The 19,932-nt window shown below is 31.3% G+C and carries 17 protein-coding genes and 1 pseudogene; 1 reads left to right on the plus strand and 17 read right to left on the minus strand.

Annotated features, from left to right (window positions below; genetic code table 11):
• Nucleotides 1-500: 500 nt before the first annotated feature.
• The 15 genes and pseudogenes from HHX25_RS21475 to HHX25_RS17665 all read right to left on the minus strand — a co-directional run bounded on the left by HHX25_RS21475 (nucleotide 501) and on the right by HHX25_RS17665 (nucleotide 16,554).
• Nucleotides 501-1,607 (minus strand): glycosyltransferase, encoded by a 1,107-nt coding sequence (locus HHX25_RS21475; RefSeq protein WP_169676204.1) that lies wholly within the window; start codon nucleotides 1,605-1,607, stop codon nucleotides 501-503.
• Between the two features lie 10 nt (nucleotides 1,608-1,617).
• A complete protein-coding gene (wecB, locus tag HHX25_RS17600; RefSeq protein WP_169676301.1) occupies nucleotides 1,618-2,769 on the minus strand; it encodes a non-hydrolyzing UDP-N-acetylglucosamine 2-epimerase in 1,152 nt (383 codons plus the stop codon).
• Between the two features lie 3 nt (nucleotides 2,770-2,772).
• Nucleotides 2,773-3,972 carry a UDP-N-acetyl-D-mannosamine dehydrogenase gene (wecC, locus tag HHX25_RS17605; RefSeq protein WP_169676206.1) on the minus strand — a complete coding sequence of 400 codons (1,200 nt, stop codon included), beginning with the start codon at nucleotides 3,970-3,972 and terminating at the stop codon, nucleotides 2,773-2,775.
• An 84-nt stretch (nucleotides 3,973-4,056) separates the two neighbouring features.
• Entirely contained in the window at nucleotides 4,057-5,016 is a 960-nt protein-coding gene (locus HHX25_RS17610) for a hypothetical protein (protein WP_169676208.1), read from the minus strand.
• A 12-nt stretch (nucleotides 5,017-5,028) separates the two neighbouring features.
• Nucleotides 5,029-6,159 carry a glycosyltransferase family protein gene (locus HHX25_RS17615; protein WP_169676209.1) on the minus strand — a complete coding sequence of 377 codons (1,131 nt, stop codon included), beginning with the start codon at nucleotides 6,157-6,159 and terminating at the stop codon, nucleotides 5,029-5,031.
• The gene (locus tag HHX25_RS17620; RefSeq protein WP_169676211.1) at nucleotides 6,156-7,619 is read right to left on the minus strand and encodes a lipopolysaccharide biosynthesis protein; all 1,464 of its coding nucleotides are present in this window, start codon (nucleotides 7,617-7,619) and stop codon (nucleotides 6,156-6,158) included. The genes HHX25_RS17615 and HHX25_RS17620 overlap by 4 nt, the downstream gene beginning before the upstream one ends.
• 44 nt (nucleotides 7,620-7,663) lie before the next feature.
• Nucleotides 7,664-8,614, minus strand: a complete 951-nt coding sequence (locus HHX25_RS17625; RefSeq protein WP_169676213.1) for a GDP-L-fucose synthase family protein — start codon at nucleotides 8,612-8,614, stop codon at nucleotides 7,664-7,666.
• 5 nt (nucleotides 8,615-8,619) lie between these two features.
• Nucleotides 8,620-9,738 carry a GDP-mannose 4,6-dehydratase gene (gene gmd, locus HHX25_RS17630; RefSeq protein WP_169676215.1) on the minus strand — a complete coding sequence of 373 codons (1,119 nt, stop codon included), beginning with the start codon at nucleotides 9,736-9,738 and terminating at the stop codon, nucleotides 8,620-8,622.
• A gap of 32 nt (nucleotides 9,739-9,770) precedes the next feature.
• The gene (gene rfbD / locus HHX25_RS17635) at nucleotides 9,771-10,571 is read right to left on the minus strand and encodes a dTDP-4-dehydrorhamnose reductase (protein ID WP_169676217.1); all 801 of its coding nucleotides are present in this window, start codon (nucleotides 10,569-10,571) and stop codon (nucleotides 9,771-9,773) included.
• Nucleotides 10,561-11,112, minus strand: coding sequence for a dTDP-4-dehydrorhamnose 3,5-epimerase (rfbC, locus tag HHX25_RS17640; RefSeq protein ID WP_169676219.1), 552 nt, complete (start codon nucleotides 11,110-11,112; stop codon nucleotides 10,561-10,563). Before rfbC ends, rfbD begins: the two co-directional genes overlap by 11 nt.
• Nucleotides 11,102-11,313: pseudogene (locus HHX25_RS21290) on the minus strand (glucose-1-phosphate thymidylyltransferase); the annotation flags it as partial. The pseudogene HHX25_RS21290 and the gene rfbC, both read right to left, overlap by 11 nt.
• 58 nt (nucleotides 11,314-11,371) lie before the next feature.
• Nucleotides 11,372-12,448 carry a hypothetical protein gene (locus HHX25_RS17650; protein ID WP_169676221.1) on the minus strand — a complete coding sequence of 359 codons (1,077 nt, stop codon included), beginning with the start codon at nucleotides 12,446-12,448 and terminating at the stop codon, nucleotides 11,372-11,374.
• An 11-nt stretch (nucleotides 12,449-12,459) separates the two neighbouring features.
• Nucleotides 12,460-14,151, minus strand: a complete 1,692-nt coding sequence (locus tag HHX25_RS17655; protein WP_169676223.1) for a DUF6909 family protein — start codon at nucleotides 14,149-14,151, stop codon at nucleotides 12,460-12,462.
• A 30-nt stretch (nucleotides 14,152-14,181) separates the two neighbouring features.
• Entirely contained in the window at nucleotides 14,182-15,684 is a 1,503-nt protein-coding gene (locus HHX25_RS17660) for a GH3 auxin-responsive promoter family protein (protein WP_169676225.1), read from the minus strand.
• Between the two features lie 3 nt (nucleotides 15,685-15,687).
• Entirely contained in the window at nucleotides 15,688-16,554 is an 867-nt protein-coding gene (locus HHX25_RS17665; RefSeq protein ID WP_169676227.1) for a M23 family metallopeptidase, read from the minus strand.
• 359 nt (nucleotides 16,555-16,913) lie between these two features.
• Here HHX25_RS17665 and tatA point away from each other — a divergent pair, with 359 nt between their 5' ends.
• Entirely contained in the window at nucleotides 16,914-17,099 is a 186-nt protein-coding gene (tatA, locus tag HHX25_RS17670) for a twin-arginine translocase TatA/TatE family subunit (RefSeq protein ID WP_169676230.1), read from the plus strand.
• 66 nt (nucleotides 17,100-17,165) lie between these two features.
• On the opposite strand, the gene HHX25_RS17675 is transcribed toward tatA, so the two are convergent.
• Both HHX25_RS17675 and HHX25_RS17680 read right to left on the minus strand, forming a co-directional pair.
• Nucleotides 17,166-18,143, minus strand: coding sequence for a DUF4837 family protein (locus HHX25_RS17675; RefSeq protein WP_169676232.1), 978 nt, complete (start codon nucleotides 18,141-18,143; stop codon nucleotides 17,166-17,168).
• A gap of 163 nt (nucleotides 18,144-18,306) precedes the next feature.
• The gene (locus HHX25_RS17680; protein ID WP_169676233.1) at nucleotides 18,307-19,866 is read right to left on the minus strand and encodes a LysM peptidoglycan-binding domain-containing protein; all 1,560 of its coding nucleotides are present in this window, start codon (nucleotides 19,864-19,866) and stop codon (nucleotides 18,307-18,309) included.
• Nucleotides 19,867-19,932: the final 66 nt, after the last annotated feature.

Here is a 19,932-nt window from a genome sequence, read left to right on the forward strand (position 1 = left end):
CTTTACCATGAAATAAAATCAATTCACTTATTAGATTTCTATAAAATAATAATAAAAACCCAGAAATGATTAAAATCAAAAAAATTAGAAGAGGTACAAACTTATTAAATGTCAAGTTCTTGTATTCTATTGTTTTAGGCTCGAAGTATTTCTTTTTTAATACTATATAAGTTAATAAAAAAACTAAATTGAAAACGCTTATATATGTGTTAAGAACAATTACTTCTTTAGGTTTAAAAGGATAGGTGTTAGGAAATAAACTTAAAGCTTCTAACCCGTCTAATTGAACTAAAGGGGCTATATAAAAAAACAAGAAATTAAAAACAAAATACACTGTTACAAACGGTGAATATATTTTCTCAATTATTAAATGATAAATTAAAATAAGAACAAAAACAAATAACAACCCAATAAATGATATATTTACAGCCCAATAAACAGAATGAAAAGCATTCATAAAAATTAGGCTGAACAAAACAAAAAATAAAACTAAACTTTTATTACTCTCCACCAACTCTGTTTTTATTTATCTCTATTTGAGCATAATCAACAGCCTTTTTTAATCCGTCAACCATAATAGACATTGTTCTTTTACTAAAATAGTATTCCTGAGCATTTTTGCTTAATAATAACGCCTTTTTGGGATTACTAGATAAGTCTAGTATAATTTCTGATAGTTTTTTTACATCCTCTTTATAAATAATCCCATTTATATTATTAATTATATTAAAAATTTCACCTCCTGTTATTGCATTTTCTGTTGTAACAAAAGGAACTCCGTAAGCAAAAGCATTGAGTACTGTTAAACCTGCTTGACCAGGAGAAATAAGAGCTATTGCTCGTCTATAATATTCCATTAAAACATCTTGATTAAAGATTGCTCCTTTTAATATTATTTTTTCTGTTAATTGGTGTTTTTTTACCCAACTTTTAATATTGTCTTTCTCTTCTCCATCCCCTATCACAACAAGAGGTTCTATTGAAGGGTTCTGCTTATATGCAAGTAAATATGCATCAAGTAAATCTAAAATCTTTTTTGCCTTATATAGGGTACCAACAAAAAGAAAATGCTTTTTTACATCTAACAGATCAATTTTATGGTCTACCTGTACTGTATTATGAGCAACAAAAAGTTTTGTCCTATTTATAGCTCCATCTTCAACATATCTACGAATTGGATAATCTGTATAAAAAACTATAGAATCAGCTTTGTTCATTAATTTAAATCTAAAGAAATCCCATTTTTTATCTGAATCAAATCTTTTACTATAGGATGCCGAAACTCCTATCGACCAAAACGTAAGGGAAAAACTTCTATTTCTTATAAATCCTAAACTCCAAAATGGCCAAATATGTAAATCACCCAATGCAATAACAGCATCATATTGAATTGCCAGTTTTTTTATATTTTCTTTAAAAAAAATAAAAGGCCCTCTTGTTTTTGGAGTTAATATTACTTCTTTAAATTTTGTTTTTTCTTCATTTACAATTTTACCATAGTGAGCTACAGTAACTTGAAATTGTTCTGCAAGTAAATTATAAACAGGTAGCCTATATTCTAAAATACAATTTGTTAGTATTAAAAGTTTTTTTTTTTCTTGATACACCTCGAATATTTTATTTGTTTATAAAAAAATCTACTATCTTTTTACAAGCTAAGCCGTCTCCATATGGGTTTGTAGCTTTGCTCATTTTGTTATAATACATTGAATCTTCTAAAAGTTTTGACACTTCCGAGATTATTTTATCTGAATCTGTTCCTACTAAATTAACAGTTCCTGCCTTTAAAGCCTCAGGGCGTTCTGTTGTGTTTCTCATAACTAGTACTGGTTTTCCTAAACCAGGAGCTTCTTCTTGAATACCTCCACTATCTGTTAAGACTAAAGTGCTCTTCTCTAATAAATAAACAAAAGATAAATATTCCAATGGCTCTATAAAAATCATATTTGGTATTTTCTTTTCACCAAAAACTTTATTAATCGGCTCTCTCACGTTGGGATTAAGATGCATTGGATACACAAAATCTACTTTTGGATATTTATTTGCCAACGCCTTAATTGCTAAACAAATATTAACAAATCCTTCTCCAAAATTTTCTCTGCGGTGTCCTGTAATTAATATCAATCTTCTATTATTTTTTAATGCATTAACATTATACCCCGATTTTAATATTGAACCCTCAATTTTATTATTTAATTTTTCATATTTTTTTATCTTATTAAGAACCCAATATAGTGAATCTATAACTGTATTACCAGTTACAAGAATTTTCTTATCAAGAACTCCTTCTCTTATTAAATTTTGTTTACTTACTGACGTAGGGGAAAAATGATATGTCGCTATACGTCCAGTTAATAAACGATTCATTTCCTCAGGCCAAGGACTGTATATATTGTTTGTTCTTAAACCTGCTTCTACATGCCCTACTACTATTTGTTGATAAAAAGCAGCTAACGCAGAAAATGTAGAAGTAGTGGTGTCTCCATGCACTAAAACAAAATCAGGTTTAACCTTGGTTAAAACCTCTCTCATTCCAAAAAGAACTCGAGAGGAAACATCATACAAATCTTGACCTGGTTTCATGATATTTAAATCATAATCAGGCTTAATATCATATAAATCTAAAACTTGATCTAACATTTCTCTATGCTGACCAGTCACACAAACAATCGTCTGAAAATTATTTGGAAAATTATTAAATTCTTTGACCAAAGGTGCCATTTTTATGGCTTCGGGCCTTGTTCCAAAAACTAGCATTATTTTTTTCATCATCTATTTTCTTACTCCGCAAAAATCTAGTTCTACTTTATCTTGATCTATTGGTATTGTTAAAAACTCTTTATGGCACACTAACCAAACGATAATATCTGCTTTATCATAGGCTTCTTTAAAATTTACCAAATTAAAACTTTTATGATTAGGTATATTTGGTTCTACAATTAAAATATCTGCTCTTGCTTCTGAAATAATTCTAGAAGTAATATATTTTGCTGGAGACTCTCTCAAATCGTCAATATTAGGCTTAAAAGCCAAACCCATACAAGCTACAATAGGTTCTCTAGAATTTTTAACTGTAAAATCTTTGCAAGACTCAATAACTTTATTTGCACACCAATCCGATTTATAGTCATTTGTTTCCCTAACTCTTTTAATAATCTGAGCTTGTTCTGGGAATTCTGACACAATAAACCATGGGTCTACCGCTATACAATGCCCTCCAACTCCACATCCAGGTTGTAAGATATTAACCCTGGGATGTTTATTAGCTAAACTAATAAGGTCCCAAACATTAATATCTGCTTTATCACAAATCATTGAAAGCTCATTTGCAAATGCTATTTGAGTATCTCGTGAAGAATTTTCTGTTAGTTTACACATTTCGGCTGTGCGAGCATTTGTTTTATGTAATTCTCCTTTAACAAAATAGTTATAAAACTCGGCTGCTTTAATTGATGATTCTTCATTAATACCTCCTATTACCCGATCATTATTTTCCAGTTCATAAAGAACATTTCCAGGTAATACACGTTCTGGACAATAAGCTATATGTATCTTATCTTTAAGTTCTGGGCGTTCCATAAAGATAATTTCAGCCATTTTTTCAGTTGTCATCACTGGAGATGTTGATTCAATAACAAATAAATCTCCCTCCTTTAAATACGGTATTACCATTCTAGTTGCAGATTCTACATAAGAAATATCTGCTCTTCTGTTTTGTTTAAATGGTGTAGGAACAACAATGAAAAAAGCATCAGCTTCTTCAGGTTTTAAAGTTGCTTTTAACTTCCCTTTTTCTACAACTTCTTTCACTAATTTATCCAAATCAGGCTCAATAATATGAATTTCGCCCTTGTTGATTGTATTCACTACGTCTGGGTTCACATCAACTCCTATAACTTGAATACCTTTACTTGCAGCGACAGCTGCAGTTGGTAAACCAATATAGCCTAAACCCATAAAAACTGCTTTCATATAATAATTTTAATTACTTTACTTTAATAGAAATGATGATCATAACGCTATAAAAACCACCCTATGTTAAATATTATCATTTTTCTAGATTAAAAAAAAAGGATCTATTCCAATGGTATTGATATAATGTTCCCGTATAGCATTTAACTGCTTATCATTAAGCCCTTCACCATTATTTTTAGAACTTAACGTTATATTATTAAAATAAACTATAGGCAAATAACTTGAAAAATAATTTGTCTTAGCTATTTTAGTTCCATTTAATCTTGCCATTGTATTAAGCCAAATATCATCCGCTAAAAAACAATGTTTTTTAAATAATTCTATGTTAAAAACATCAGATTTTAAGGCGTTAGGTGGGTATAAAACTCCTCCAACCCCTATTGGCATTATTCCCATATTAGGAGATTGTTCCAAAAGTATATTTTTCCATTTTGCATAAGGCTCAATTTTGTTATCTTTCATAACTATATTTGAAGCATGATTACAGCAAATAGCTTCTGGGTATTTATTACTAAGATCTATTAAATATTCCAACAATCTAGAATTGTAAATAACGTCATCATCGACGGTAATTATATAATCCCTCGGAAATTTTTTCATAGCGAAATAATACTTTTTATGTGATCGCAAATCGGATTTACATAATTTAATAGTTAGGCCTCTATTTTGGTATCTTATCAAATTCTTAGGGACAGTAAGAAGAGTAGGAAATTGATCAATGGATAGCCATAAAATGATCATATCTGGCTTCTTTTGTTGTCTCAACAAACTTTCAATAACAATCCATAACTTATTAATTCTAACAGGAAATGAAGTTAGCGAAACAATTATACGTCCCTGAGTTTTGTTGGTTTGAGTGAGACAGTGTCTCTTTTCGTTTTTTGTAAGTAAAAAGTAAATTGGCACAAAGACATTTGCGAAAATTCTAATACTAAAGCGTAGTAAAGAATAATATCTGATTTTCTTCAGTATTTTATTTTTATCTTTAATTGATGTATAACAAACATCTAGGTAATCGACGATATTAAATTGTCTTCTCATATAAACTACATTCTAATAAAGTTTTTCGAATACCTTATTAAATCGATTCATCCAAGTATGCTCTAACTCAGCCCTTTTTCTGGCATTTTGTTTCATTTTTAAACTGATAGATTCATTCTTCGTATCCAAATAAAATTTTGCCTTAGAAATAAATTCTTCATTGGTTTTGTATAGTACGATTTCTTTTTCATTTTCAAAATAACTAGCCATCTCTTCTGTAAATGAAGTAATCTCTAAACCTCCGCACATCGGAATTTCAAATGTACGTAGATGTATTTTATGAATTGGTTTTTTGAGAACAAAAGTATTTCTTAATTCTGTAATATTTAATGATAAAGAACTATTCGAATACACTTTTCGCATTTCTTCGAAAGTGATTCCTGGATGTGCAATCAAATTATCGTTTCTATTTAGCACAGATTCTTTTTTTAAAAGATATTTATTCAATAGAGCTCCCAAAAACACTTTACGTCCAACATTAAATCTTAATGAATTTGCGATGTTTTTTGTTAATCTTTCAACTTCTGTACTAGTTATATTATCTTTAAATCCAATTCTTTCATGACTTTTATTTATCAAACTATCGGCATATACATTGCACCTAATCCCAGCTTGACTCAATTGGTTTAATTTGTTTATTCTACTGCCATAAGGTGTGCCTATAAAACTTACAGATTCAATTGTGGTATTCCAGTTAGGAGTAAATTTGAACGGGTTAGCTGCATAAGTTTGAAAAATAATTTTATTACATCCCCAGTTTTTAAACATTCCTATTGTTTCCTTCGATGTTAGCCAAACCAAATCAAATGTCGAGGCTATTTTTTTATGCATAAAAGGGGCATGTAAATTATCAAAACATAAAAGAACAGTTGGTAGACCAATTTTTGAAATATTCTCTATAGTTTCTTTGTAAATATATTCTGAACCTACACAGTTCAAAAACAAGTCAAAATTTTTACAATTATCTTTTATATAATGAATCAATTTTTCATTAGCCTCTTCTGTAGAAGAATAATGTAGAGGGTTAAAGACTTCAATACTATGCCCATGTCGCTCCAATTCATCAAAAATATGAATCCGTTGCCATTGATGCATATATGTGCTTTCTTCTCTGAAATAATATAAAATCCTAACCTTCTTCATTTAGATACAATAGGCTTAATTAATTCTAATTTTTCTTTACAAATTGTTATAAAATCATAGAAGTATTTTATTTTTAATTTTCTCGACATATACACATAAATTCCAAAAAAAATTACAAACTGAAATAACATCAATACTAACTTATGAATGTCATTACTGAACATATTTAATATAATTGTAATTCCTATTGCTGGTAAAACAGCTATGACTATTGGCGATAAATTTAACAATTGTCGTTTTAAAGACAATGAAATTTGTTTCCCACTAAAATATGAGTTTAATATGAGTTGACATATAGAATACAAAACAGAACCATACATTAAAGCCATCATACTAATTTGAAAAGTTACAGCTAAGATTAAACACAACAATAATTTTCGAAATATCTCAAGTTTTAATATTAGCTTTCCTTTCCCTTTAATATTTAAAATATTTAAATTTATACTACTTAATGGATAAAGCGCACCAATTATGCAAAAATACTTAAAGTAAATCGATGCTGTATGCCATTTAGAAGTAAGCAAAATATCAAACAAACTTTCTGATATAATCATTAAGAACATCATTATTGGTGCTATTATAAAAAACGCTACTCCTATAATCTTTAAATAGCCTTTTCTTAACCTTTGATCTTGATTTTGAACTTTAGAAAGTATAGGAAATGTTACACTTTGAATGACTCCTGTAATACTTGTAGAAGGAATTTTTTGAAATCTATCTGCCTGGGAAAAATACCCTAAATCTATAGGACTGTAAACTTTACCAATTACTACACTATATAAGTTATTAAAAATACTTCCAATTAAGCCAGTTAATAACAAGTTCAACGAAAAGGAGTACATCTCCTTAATTGAATCTATCGAAAATTTGCGAATTGGCCTCCAAGAACTAAATACCCATAAAAAAACTGTTCTTAAAAAATAAAAAAAAATACTTTGTGCCACTAAAGCCCAAACATTCATGCAATAAAAAGCTATTGTTACACCTAGTACACCTGAAATAAAAGCAGATAATATCGCTACTTTAGACAGTTTTTTAAAATTGAGATCTTTGTTTAAAATCGTAAATTGGATTAAACCTAAAGCATTTATAGGAATGATAATAAATGCTATCTTGGAAATTAACTCAAGATCAGGTTCATTAAAAAAATAAGCTATAAAAGGTGAAGAGAAATAAAATATGGTATAGAGTATTATACCCAAAACTATATTTAGATAGAAGACAGATGAATAATCTCTGTTTGTCGCATCTTTTTTTCTTATTAAAGCCTGTCCAAATCCACTATCCAAAATAATTTGGGCAACAGCCATAAAAACAGCTAACATACCAATTAACCCAAAATCTACTGGGGATATTACACGAGCAATTATTAAAGTGGAAATTAATTGAATAAATAAAGTGGTAAATTTTTCTAAACCACTCCAAAGCACCCCATCAACTGTTTTTCTTTTTAACGACATTTATGTAGCTCTATAAATTACTCTATGTAAAATGCTTGTTTTTCTTAAATTTTCACCTTTTTAATGTTCTTAATATTTTTAAGAAACCAATCATAAGTAGTTTTTATACCGTTTTGCAAATCAACTTGTGCGGTCCATCCTATGTTGTTCATTTTGGAGACATCCATTAATTTGCGGGGAGTTCCATCTGGTTTAGAACTATCCCATACTATATTCCCTTGATGGCCTACAATTGCTTGTATCGTTTCTGCCAATTGTTTAATGCTAACGTCAACGCCTATACCCACATTATACAAATGCTCTGGCAATTTATTTTCTACTGCAAAAAGTACAGCCTTTGCCATGTCATCTACATATAAAAATTCCCGCATAGGAGTACCACTTCCCCAAAGTGTCACATCTGCATGATCGTTATCTTTAGCCTCGTGAAACTTTCTGATCATTGCTGGAAGAACATGGGATGTTTTTAAATCAAAATTATCGAAGGGACCGTATAAATTTGTTGGCATTAAACTCACAAAATCCTTCCCAAATTGCTTACGAATCGCTTCACAGAGTTTTACTCCAGAAATTTTTGCTATAGCATACCATTCATTAGTAGGTTCTAAGCGATCGGTCAATAAATATTCTTCTTTAAGTGGTTGTGGTGCCAATTTAGGATAAATACAAGAACTCCCCAAAAACACAAACTTCTCTATATTATTCTCATGAGCAGCTTGAATTAAATTGTTTTGGATTTGCATATTCTCCATCAAAAACTGGTACGGAAACTCATTGTTTGCTAAAATACCTCCTACTCTAGCTGCAGCATCAATAATAACATCAGGCTTTTCATAAGAAATAAAACTATTTACTGCGTCTTGGTTACGTAGATCAACCTCTTTGCTTGTCTTTCCAATTAAGCGTGTGTAACCCGCTATTTCTAAAGTTCTCCATATCGAAGATCCGACCATACCTCTATGCCCAGCTATATAAATTTTAGAATTTCTATCCATGAAATTTATTCAAAATAATTTTTAATCCTGTGTCCACCTTCTTTCAAGTACTGTTGCTTTTCCATAAGAATAATATCGCTAGACATCATATCCTCAACCAAACTGGTTAAGTCATGCTTAGGAACCCAACCCAACTTTTCTTTAGCCTTACTCGCATCTCCAATTAATAAATCTACCTCTGTAGGTCTGAAATATTTTTCATCTACTGCAATTACCTCTTTGCCAATTTCCAATTGATATTTTGGGTTATTGCAAGATTTAATAATTCCTTTTTCATTAACTCCATTACCATTAAACTCAAGTTCAATGCCAACATGACCAAAACACATTTTAACAAAATCGCGTACTGTAGTGGTCTTTCCTGTTGCAATCACCCAATCTTCTGCTTCTTCCGCTTGAAGTATCATCCACATCATTCTAATATAATCTTTGGCATGCCCCCAATCTCTTTTAGCATCTAAGTTTCCAAGGTATATTTTTTCTTGTAATCCTAATGCAATTTTAGAAGTAGCTCTGGTAATTTTCCTAGTTACAAATGTTTCTCCCCTTATGGGCGACTCGTGATTAAATAGTATACCATTACAAGCATACATACCATAAGCTTCTCTGTAATTTACCGTTATCCAATAAGCATACATTTTAGCAACTGCATATGGGCTTCTTGGGTAAAAAGGAGTAGTTTCGGTTTGAGGAACTTCTTGTACTTTTCCATAAAGCTCTGATGTTGAAGCCTGATATATTCTTATCTTTTTTTCCATTCCCAACAGCCTTATAGCTTCTAAAAGTCTTAATGTTCCAATTCCATCAGCATTAGCTGTATATTCAGGCATTTCAAAAGATACATGCACATGGCTCATGGCTGCCAGATTATATATTTCATCAGGTTGTACTTCCTGAATAATTCTGGTTAAATTTGTACTATCTGTTAAGTCCCCATAATGAAGAAAAAAGTTTTGGTTATCCACATGTGGGTCTTGGTATAAATGATCAATTCTATCTGTATTAAATAAAGAAGACCTTCTCTTTATACCATGAACGTCATATCCCTTCTTTAACAGAAATTCACTTAAATAAGCCCCATCTTGACCAGTTACTCCTGTTATTAAAGCTATTTTTTTTTGCATTTTATTAGTATGATTTAATGAAGATTATATTTTTAGGTTAAGCTATTGGAATTTAATAAAACTGAGTTTTTTGGCCGCTTTGCAAAAGTACAATAATTACTATTTTTAATCAGCATGATCTGGCTTGTTAATTTCTTTTCTTTTAAAATTTGTTCTGCGAAATCATACCAAGTCATTACTTTGTTATCACAAAAATGATAAAGACCAAAAATGTTAATGTTTTTCCTTATCAAATTAACAATATATTTTGCTAAACTTTCAGTATTTGTTGGGCACCCTATTTGTGCATCTGTGACAAAAAGTTTATTTTCAGTTTTAGTTTTTTCTAAAATAGTTCGATAAAAATTCTTACCATATTTTTTACTATATAACCAAGAGACTCTAATTATAAAATAACCATCCAAAACCTCTTGAACAAATTGTTCACCTAACAATTTCGATTTACCATATTCATTTATGGGATTCGGTATATCTTTTATAGTATAGGGTGTTTCTTTTTCACCATCAAAAACATAATCTGTCGATATATGAATTAAAATAGTCTTCGTTACTTTACATAATTCTGCTAAATTCTTAACTCCTTCCGCATTTACTTTAAAAGCTATTTTAGGTGTTTTCTCTGCCTTATCAACATTTGTATAAGCGGCACAATTAATACAGTAATCAAAATTATTGTTATTAAAAAATAATCTTAGCTCCTTTGCTTCAGTAATATCCAATTCTTCTTTTGACACAAAAACAAAATCGAGATCATCCTCATTATCAGAAGATAACTCTTTAATAGTTTTCCCTAATTGCCCATTTGCTCCAGTGACTAAAACCTTAGTACTCATTTATAAAATCTTTAAACATGAGTAACTGATTATCTTTTTCTGAAATAATGAGTTTATTTAACGGAAAACCCCAATTAATATTTAAATCTTTATCATTATACAAAATACCTGACTCCGATTCTTTATCGTAAAAATTATCGCATTTATAAGAAAAAACAGTGTCGTCTTCCAGAACTAAAAAGCCATGAGCGAATCCTCTAGGAATATAAACTTGTTTATGTTCAATATCATCTAATACAATTGAAAAACTTTTGCCAAAAGTTGGGGATTCTTTTCTAAGATCAATACAGACATCAAGGACTCTCCCTTTTATAACTTGTACTAGCTTCGCTTGAGCATGTTCTCCTATTTGAAAATGTAAACCTCTTAAAACCCCTCTTGAAGATTTTGATTGATTATCTTGTACAAAATCAACAGTAATTCCTGTTTTTGCTTTAAAACTTTTTTTATTAAAGCTTTCAAAAAAAAAGCCTCTATCATCTTTAAATACTTTTGGTGTTAAAATATAACACCCCTTTAAATATGTTTCTTCAACGGTCATATTCTACTAGTTGTTGAAGGTATTCACCATAGCCCCTTTTAAGCAATGGCTGCGCCAATTCGTTAAGTTGAGGTTTATTATATACCCCATTTTATATGCAATTTCTTCAATACACCCTATTTTTAATCCTTGTCTTTCTTCTATGACTTGAACAAATTGAGAAGCCTGCATAAGTGAGTTAAAAGTTCCTGTATCTAACCATATAGATAATAAAGTTAGATCCTATAAAACCAGCACCTCCAGTTATTAAAATATTCATTTATATTTTGTCTTTATATTGCTCTAAAAATCTAACAAATCTTAAACTAAGTAATACGGCAAAAGTAAGTCCAGTTAAAATTATTGCATAATATCGCTTAGAACCCATTTTAATGTCGAAAAGCTCCTTTTTATTATCTATGGTTCCGCTATCTTGTTTACTAGATGTAATTTCTATGATATGCTCCTTGTCAGCTATTTCTCTCTCTATTTCAACCAATTCTTGTCTTAACTCCAAATCCTTTTTGTAAAGCTCAAATTCTTTGGACGAGTTCATATTTCCTCTATTAGCTGCTATCGTGATTTGAGCAGGAGAATCACTATTGTTTTCTGCCGATTTGACGATCGCTCTTTGGTAAACCGCTAATAAGGTATCCGATTTAATTAATGATTTAGATATAGCAGAAACCTGTTCTTTTAATTCTCTTAAGTCCTTTTCTTGTTCTCGTTTAAAATATACATTTGATTCAATGTTTTCAATAATCTTACGAAATACAGTCTTAAAATTTTTTCTTTCTTTGGCTTTTATAGTGATTTGTTGATATTGATGACTGTAATCTTTCACATTTTTTAGAAAGGTTTTATAATCTACCGTTCTTGCAACGGCAGTATCCAATGTTTGAAGATACTCATCATATTCTGTAAGTTTTTCATTTTCACTAATCAATGGCTCTATTCCAAAATCCAAAATAGATTTCGCCTCTTCAGTCGCTACCCCCAACACCTTTTCTAAAGTCCCTGTATCCATCTGTTTTACCAGATCCTTGTAGTAACCAATCGTATTATATAAATTTTCCCCAGTATCATAGTTCTGCTTTAATGTAATATAAGATTTATAAACAGGCTCAGATGTTTTTTCTAAAACTATCCCCAAAACAATCCCAACTATACCAGCAATTGCTAGTTTTAAAATATGCTTCTTTACAAAAAACACTAACCAGACAAATGCTAAAAAAAGTTTGTTAAAAATACTCCCAATAAAATGGAAAAAATTGCTAAACGCATTTCCTATCAATTTAAAAAGCTGCCCTAAATCTACTTCTTCAGATTGCTGTGGCTGTGGCAAATCTTTACTCATAATTATATCTGTTAATTAAGTATTTGTTCTAATATCTTTTTTGTTATTAAATATGTCGGTCTTACCCCAGAAGTCCCTAAACCTCCCGAAGCCAATGTTGCTCCAGTCTCTAAAGGATTGTCACTCGCATAATAAGCATACCTCACTTTTACATCAGAACTAATACTGCCCCTAACTTTTGAAGCTGCCTGAATCGCCTTTTGATAATGGGCTCCTTCCATTTCTAACCCAATTACTTGCCAGGTGGAGTTGTAAAAGAACTTCAAAATATCCTTGTTTTGTAATGACGTACCTAAAACAGTAATCATGGTCCCTTCATAAACATCAACACCTTGCCCTTCCAGATCTTCCTTTTTAAGTTCATTTGCAAAAGGGTAATTATCAGCTGTTCCTTCAAAAATATGTGCTGAAGGGATCATAATATCACCCTTACCACCTTCTAAAATCCCTGCTTTACCCATTATTGAAACCGATTCTACATTTAAATGTATGTTTTTTCCTTTATTTTTATATGGTTTCAATAGCTCATCTATGGTTTCATACGCTTGTTCTCCAAAAGCATAATCCATAACTAATATAACAGGTTTTTCTTGTTTTAATAATGTTTCACTGACTTTAATACCTACTTTAGAAATATCTATTTTACTTGTATCAAAAACTTGAACATCGATATTGGCTCCAGATGTATCTTCAATATATATCATTCCATACAATAACGCCTCCTTGCTTACCTTATTTCGAGAGCTTTTATTTTCCTTCTTGCTGAGCTCCTCGTACACTTCAAAAACATCCCTTTTAGGCTTTGTCGATTTTAAGGCACTTGATGCAAAAAGCGTATTCATAACACTATGCATATTAGCACTTATTATATGTATAGGTCTTTCCAACAAATTATTCTTGAACAAGATCTCTTTTATAGTATCAGCCCAAATTTCACCATGAATATGATGCCCGATGCGCTCTCTTAATACAGGGCTAAATGTTACGGTTCTTTTATTATTATGTACTTGTTCTTCTATAGCTAATTTACCTAACCAATATACAATATGTAGCAATCTTTCTGGCTGTGAAGACGTGGCAAATTCATCATAAAGAGATATTAATTCATTAAATGTTCTACCTAAAATATTCGCGATATGAGTGATTGCTACTTCGCGTTCGTCTTGTGTGAGTTTCTTTTTTGAAAAAACTGCTTTTTCAAGCTTTATCCAATCTCTAGTTGTCGACCCTTGCTCATCAATTAAAACCCGATTACTTATTTTGTGAGATTCAATAAAAAGAAATGTGAGATGTGTTAAAATATCGTAGATTTCAGAACGTCCCCGAGTAATCTCAATATTCATTTGTTCGGCATCTATCCTATAACAATTCCGCCGTCTTTTTTCTGGAATTATAGCTTTAAAATGCGAATTTCCGTAGCCTTCATCACTTGTTAAATTAATAAATGTACATTCTTCAATACCAGCAGGAAGCCTATCTATGACATAAAGCAACCCTTCTAATTCAGCTTTCTCCTCTCCAACGGAACCATATATTTCTGGGCGCAGAAGCAACAGTGCCTGCCTTAAGGTTTCACCCGAAACCCCCATGGGTTTATAAAACCCTCTATTGAATAAATGACGCATGGTAATATACATCCTCTCGATGGCATTTGAGCTTTCTTGAGCTCTTGTTCTGGAATGATGTTTTTTATTATTACTCATTGTCTTTATTTACTCGCCCCAAAGATAGTATTATTTGGTTGAACTCTTATGAGAAAACCCCTCAACTATTTTCCTGTCATTCGATAACCTTGGTAATTTATTTTGGCCTCCTAGTTTCCCGATAGATTTCATATAGTTCTGAAAACCACCTTTTTCAACCTTAGTTATTTTAAGTGTTTGCAATACTTTCCCCTCTATTAAATCGAAATAATACGAATTTTGTTTTTGAAGCGATTCATCGATTTTTTCTGCTAAGCCCAAAATATCTTCTGGTTCTTTTTCAAATTCTATAAACCATTCATGGTATGGCAGTCCTTCCTTTGGGTTTATTTGTGGTGCTACCGTAAACTCAGACACACTAACATTGGAGTTTAAAAGAGCTTCTTGCATGGCTTGTTCTACTTCTTTTCCTATAACGTGCTCACCAAATGCAGAAATAAAATGTTTTATCCTACCAGAAACAATAACCCTATAAGGTTGTGTTGAAGTAAACTGTACCGTGTCTCCTATATTATACGACCAAAGACCTGCATTTGTAGAAATAATCATGACGTAGTTCACACCAATTTCAACATCCTTAACTGTAATTCTTTTGGGGTTTTCGTCAAAGAATGATTCTGTTTTAACAAACTCATAAAAGATTCCAGAATTTAATTGAAGTAGCATCCCTTTTTTGTTTTGAACATCTTGAAATGCGAAAAAACCTTCACTGGCAGGATACAACTCTATGCTATCGACTCTTCTCCCTATTAAACTTTCAAACTTGGCTCTATAGGGCTCATAATTAACGCCACCAAAAATGAACAGATTGAAGTTTTTAAAAATATCTCCTATTTTTTCACCTGTTTTTTGCTGAAGCTTTTCAAAATACATTTGAACCCAAGAAGGAATACCTGAGATTATGGTCATATTCTCAGGCAATGTTTCTTCAACAATAGCATCTACTTTTGTCTCCCAGTCTTCAATACAATTAGTTTCCCATGAAGGCAATCTATTTTTCTGAAGGTATTTAGGGACATAATGTGCTACAATACCTGAAAGCCGACCTAATTGGATCCCATTTTGCTCTTTTAGAATGGGGCTTCCCTGAAGAAAGATCATTTTTCCATCTACAAACTTACTATTTCCAGTTTCATGAATATACATTAAAATAGCATTCCTAGCAGCCTCAACATGTGCAGGCATGCTTTCTTTGGTAATAGGAATGTATTTAGACCCCGAAGTTGTTCCAGATGTTTTTGCAAAATAAATTGGCTTTCCTTTCCAAAGGATATTGTGTCCGCCAGCGACTACTTTTTCTACATAGGGTTTAAGCGCCTCGTAATCTCGAATAGGAACTCTTTTAACAAAATCATCGTAACAATTTATATTTACAAAATCATGATCTTTACCAAACACAGTGCTTTTAGCAGAAGATATTAAATTTTGAAATACTTTTTCCTGAGTTTCAACAGGGTTTAATGCCCACTTTTGAATGTTTTTATAAATACGCTTTGCAAATGGTTTTGCAAGAGCCGATTTTAATGATATCATCTATTATTTAAAATCTATAAAATTTGTTGGATTAATCGGGTAGCCATCATTCCAGAGTTCGAAATGCAAATGAGGTCCTGTTGACAATTCACCTGTGTTTCCTGCGGTAGCGATAACCTCTCCTGATTTTACCAAATCACCTTGTATTTTTGTTAGTGCCGAATTGTGTTTATAAACAGAGATTAGCCCATAACTATGTTCTATAATGATAACATATCCTGTGTTGACTGTCCATTCTGCAAAAATTACAATACCGTCTGCTGTTGCTTTTATAGGAGTGTCTTTAGCTAATACAATGTCGACAGCATAATGCTTTTCTTTTAAATTGTAAGGTTCGCTTATTGTACCATTTGCTGGTGGAAATAATACAAAATTGGTTGAAGATATCGCAGAATCAAACAGGTTGTATTTGTCTTCCTTATCTACTTTCTCTCTTAAAATGGAGTCTTCTACTATAGGAGCAAAATCAACTTCACTAGCCTCAGTCCTAACAGCTTCGATAATGGAATCTTTATTAAAATCACTCGGGCTCACATCACCTTTCAAGACCTTTTTTATTGAACTATAATAAAGTTCGTTCATAGCGATAACCCGCTGCAAAGAATCTGTTTTATAATTTAATTCTGTAGCTTGCTTTTTTAAAGCTGTTGACGAATACCCGGGAATATATTCCCTAAGTGGTGTATAGGCTATCAATATATAGGTGAAAGATATTAAAAAGACTGCTATTAAAGAGCCTAGAACAAAAACATTTAATCGGGTCAACTTGAACGACAAACGCTCTTCAAACGTATTCTCATTAAGTATAACCAATCGGTACTTATCTAATAATTTCCGTTTTATTTTTTTAGGTTTTCTCTTTTCTTCCATTTAGAACAAAATTAAATAAAATTATTCATTAATTGTCCGACTAAAGACATAAGACCACTTTGCTTTTAGAACCAAGAACAAAGACTTGATTTTAACTAATTGACAAATAGAAATACAAACTAATATCATTTCCCATAAATTATAATTATTCAGATGCTACTTGCATCACAAGCAAGGTACCTAACTATAAAACTTTTAATAAATTATAGTTACTACCAATTTCAAATTATTATTTAATAATTTTAATTCAGAAAACAATTAAAAATTATCGAAATATCTATTTGTCTTCATACTAAAGTTATGCTTAAAACGATATTATTAAACATTAATTATTAACTTTGTAACATAAAATTATTATTATGAGCATATATATGTTACCATTAGCAATTGGACCTTGGCAAATAGCATTAATAGTTCTTGCTGTTTTGCTATTGTTTGGAGGAAAAAAAATACCAGAATTAATGCGTGGGTTAGGCAGTGGTATTAAAGAGTTTAAAGATGCTAGTAAAGAAGAAGAAGAATTGAAAGAAGATAAAAAAGAGTAATTACTCATTTTCAAATAAAAAAGACCCATAACAGGGTCTTTTTTATTTGAAAAATCATCTGCTTATTTAGTCCAGTCTAATAGATTTAATAATCGCTTCCAACTCCAGCATATAATTACGCTTCTCTACAGAGGGTGCGAATGCAAAACCTTCAACAACCACCCATCTTTTGTTAATTTTGTCTTCGATAGCATAGTTAATAAACGGTCCTGCCATAAAAGCATTTTTTATATCCCAAATACCCTTTGTTTCCAGAGTTGGTTTGTTATCTAAAACCGTTTCCCCATGAAAAGGGGCATAGGCATTTTCGGTAGTCAAATACGAGCCTTCTACTGGACCTTCAATATGAGCTTTCCCAATAGAATCTCTAATTTTGATTATTTGATTCACCACACTATCATTTCTTTTAATGGCATTAAAAGGCAATTCATAAATCATTAAATTAGTCGTACCTGTTGTAATATCTTTTCGAATCCAAAAAAAGTTGTCTGTCTGTTTGGCAATTCTGTACACAGACTGAAACTTAATATTTACTCCCAGTTTTTCTTGAATAGATTTGAAATTATGAGGCGATTTTGCCATTTGACGTTGTCTTTCTACAATTTCCGCATTTCTAAAAGTTTCAATTATTTTCGTCTCATTATTGGTAACTAAATCAATAATATCTTGTTTTGTTTTTCCAAAAACTGCTATTACGTGTTGAGGCTTTGCATAAACATCTTTTAAAAACTTAATGTTTGCCTCTTTATTCATTTCTACTTTTAAAACAGTTCGGTTCTTTGTTACAAAACCAGAAAAAACGGCTGGAGGTATTTGACTAATAGTAAATGTAGGTTCATCCTGTGGCAAACCATAAATTGGCTTAGCAAGTACATTTCTTATCGCTTCTCCAACATTGCCGTTCCATAATTCATTATCAACAACAACAGAAACATTGTTAATGCTACCTGAAGAATCTAAAAGAAATTTTTCGCTTGAAGACTTTTTTTTATCTCCACAAGAAAAAACAAATAATAAGGATACTAAGAAAAGAATATGTTTCATCTGATTGGGTTTTATTATTTTTATAAGTTAAATGTAATTATTCATCTGTTCATTATTTAAAAATAATGAGCAGATGAATCTTCGATTTCGCCAATAATCATTTCGGTTGGTATCAACTTATTTATCATGGCTCATTTCATAATAATGTCTTGGTTTTTGGAATTTAACCTTTAGATATTTTAAGTTTCATTCCTGGTTTTAATTTATTACCACTAATACCGTTCCAATCTTTAATATTTTGAACAGAAACTCCAGGAAATTTTTGTGAAATACTCCATAGAGAATCTCCATTTTCAACAATATAGGTAATAACATCACCTGTAAGAGGCTTTACTACTGTTGGCTTTTTTACAGCTTTTGGCGGTTCAACATAGGGCTTTCTAGGGTAAACCGTTAAACGTTGTCCTATTTTTAAGTTATTACTCCTTAAGCCATTCCATCTTTTTATCTGGCTTACCCTAACTCCATATCTTCGGGCAATTTTACCTAAATAATCCCCAGATCTTACTTTATATCGTATCCTGTCTGTTGCATTAAAAAACTGGGGCAAAGGTTTTTCGCGTTTATCAAATTCTGCTTTGGCAAAAGCATAGATCTTTTCTTCATTATTAACAAAGTTCCCTACAACATCAATAGGTAATCTTAAAACATAATTTTCACCTTTAATAATAGGAATGATATCCAATTTATAAGATGGGTTTAAAAACTGGAGCTTTTCAATAGGGGTTCCAGTGACTTCTGAAACCTGATCTAGAGTAATCATATGTTTTACTCTAACGGTATCAGTCTCAAAATATGCTACTTCTGGTCTAAACTTTTTAAAACCATGTTTTTCAGCATATTCGAAAATATACATATTAGCTAAAAAAGCTGGTAAATATCCCGCGGTTTCACGTGGCAAATTATGTCTTATGTTCCAATAATTCTGGTAGCCTCCTGAACGCCTAATCGCTTTGGTAACATTTCCTGGCCCCGAATTATATGCCGCTAAGGCTAAATCCCAGTCACCAAAAATCTCATATAGCTTCGATAAATATTTAGCTGCTGCTTCGGTAGATTTAATAGGGTCGCTACGCTCATCAACATAACTACTTACATCTAACCCATACATTTTGCCTGTACTAAACATAAACTGCCACAAGCCTGTAGCACCTACTCTAGATTTAGCTCTAGGCTTTAGGGCAGACTCTACAATCGCTAAATATTTCACTTCTAAAGGTATATCATGATTATCGAGCTCACGCTCGAACATAGGAAAATAAAAAGCGCTTAACGTTATTAGCTTCTGAATGTGCTTTCTTCTATGCTTTAAGTAAGATTTAATAACACTTTCCAACGCTGGATTATATTCCACATTAAAAGGCGTTTTAGCATCTAATTCTTTTAAACGCGCTTTAAGAGTATCTGTAGGAAGTTCTGGGTAATCAACAGCTTCGAAAGACAGCTCGGCAACAGACTTATATATGGTATCAAACAAGCTATGACTATACAATTCTTCAAACCATTTTTCATCTAATCTAGCGGCAAGTTCATCGTCTTTAAGGTTTTTTACCGAAGTACTATCTACTACTACTGCTGCTTTTATAGGTTTTACTATTTGAGATTCTCCATCAATTAAAGAGTCTTTAGCTTGTTGATTTTTAGATGGAATCGTCTCCTGCCCTTGAGAAAATCCAATTCCAGCATTAAGAAGTAATACAGATATAAAAAATCGAAATGTCATAAAATCTATTCAGTCATTATTAAAACGATATAATCGCTAAAATCGCATTTTTTTATTGAATACTGA

It is taken from the genome of Flavivirga algicola, from assembly GCF_012910715.1.
Lineage (GTDB): Bacteria > Bacteroidota > Bacteroidia > Flavobacteriales > Flavobacteriaceae > Flavivirga > Flavivirga algicola.

Coding starts and splice junctions, on each gene's coding strand:
- wecB (WP_169676301.1), bottom strand. CDS start 2,769: ATGAAAAAAATAATGCTAGTTTTTGGAACAAGGCCCGAAGCCATAAAA.
- wecC (WP_169676206.1), bottom strand. CDS start 3,972: ATGAAAGCAGTTTTTATGGGTTTAGGCTATATTGGTTTACCAACTGCA.
- HHX25_RS17610 (WP_169676208.1), bottom strand. CDS start 5,016: ATGAGAAGACAATTTAATATCGTCGATTACCTAGATGTTTGTTATACA.
- HHX25_RS17615 (WP_169676209.1), bottom strand. CDS start 6,159: ATGAAGAAGGTTAGGATTTTATATTATTTCAGAGAAGAAAGCACATAT.
- HHX25_RS17620 (WP_169676211.1), bottom strand. CDS start 7,619: ATGTCGTTAAAAAGAAAAACAGTTGATGGGGTGCTTTGGAGTGGTTTA.
- HHX25_RS17625 (WP_169676213.1), bottom strand. CDS start 8,614: ATGGATAGAAATTCTAAAATTTATATAGCTGGGCATAGAGGTATGGTC.
- gmd (WP_169676215.1), bottom strand. CDS start 9,738: ATGCAAAAAAAAATAGCTTTAATAACAGGAGTAACTGGTCAAGATGGG.
- rfbD (WP_169676217.1), bottom strand. CDS start 10,571: ATGAGTACTAAGGTTTTAGTCACTGGAGCAAATGGGCAATTAGGGAAA.
- rfbC (WP_169676219.1), bottom strand. CDS start 11,112: ATGACCGTTGAAGAAACATATTTAAAGGGGTGTTATATTTTAACACCA.
- HHX25_RS17650 (WP_169676221.1), bottom strand. CDS start 12,448: ATGAGTAAAGATTTGCCACAGCCACAGCAATCTGAAGAAGTAGATTTA.
- HHX25_RS17655 (WP_169676223.1), bottom strand. CDS start 14,151: ATGAGTAATAATAAAAAACATCATTCCAGAACAAGAGCTCAAGAAAGC.
- HHX25_RS17660 (WP_169676225.1), bottom strand. CDS start 15,684: ATGATATCATTAAAATCGGCTCTTGCAAAACCATTTGCAAAGCGTATT.
- HHX25_RS17665 (WP_169676227.1), bottom strand. CDS start 16,554: ATGGAAGAAAAGAGAAAACCTAAAAAAATAAAACGGAAATTATTAGAT.
- tatA (WP_169676230.1), top strand. CDS start 16,914: ATGAGCATATATATGTTACCATTAGCAATTGGACCTTGGCAAATAGCA.
- HHX25_RS17675 (WP_169676232.1), bottom strand. CDS start 18,143: ATGAAACATATTCTTTTCTTAGTATCCTTATTATTTGTTTTTTCTTGT.
- HHX25_RS17680 (WP_169676233.1), bottom strand. CDS start 19,866: ATGACATTTCGATTTTTTATATCTGTATTACTTCTTAATGCTGGAATT.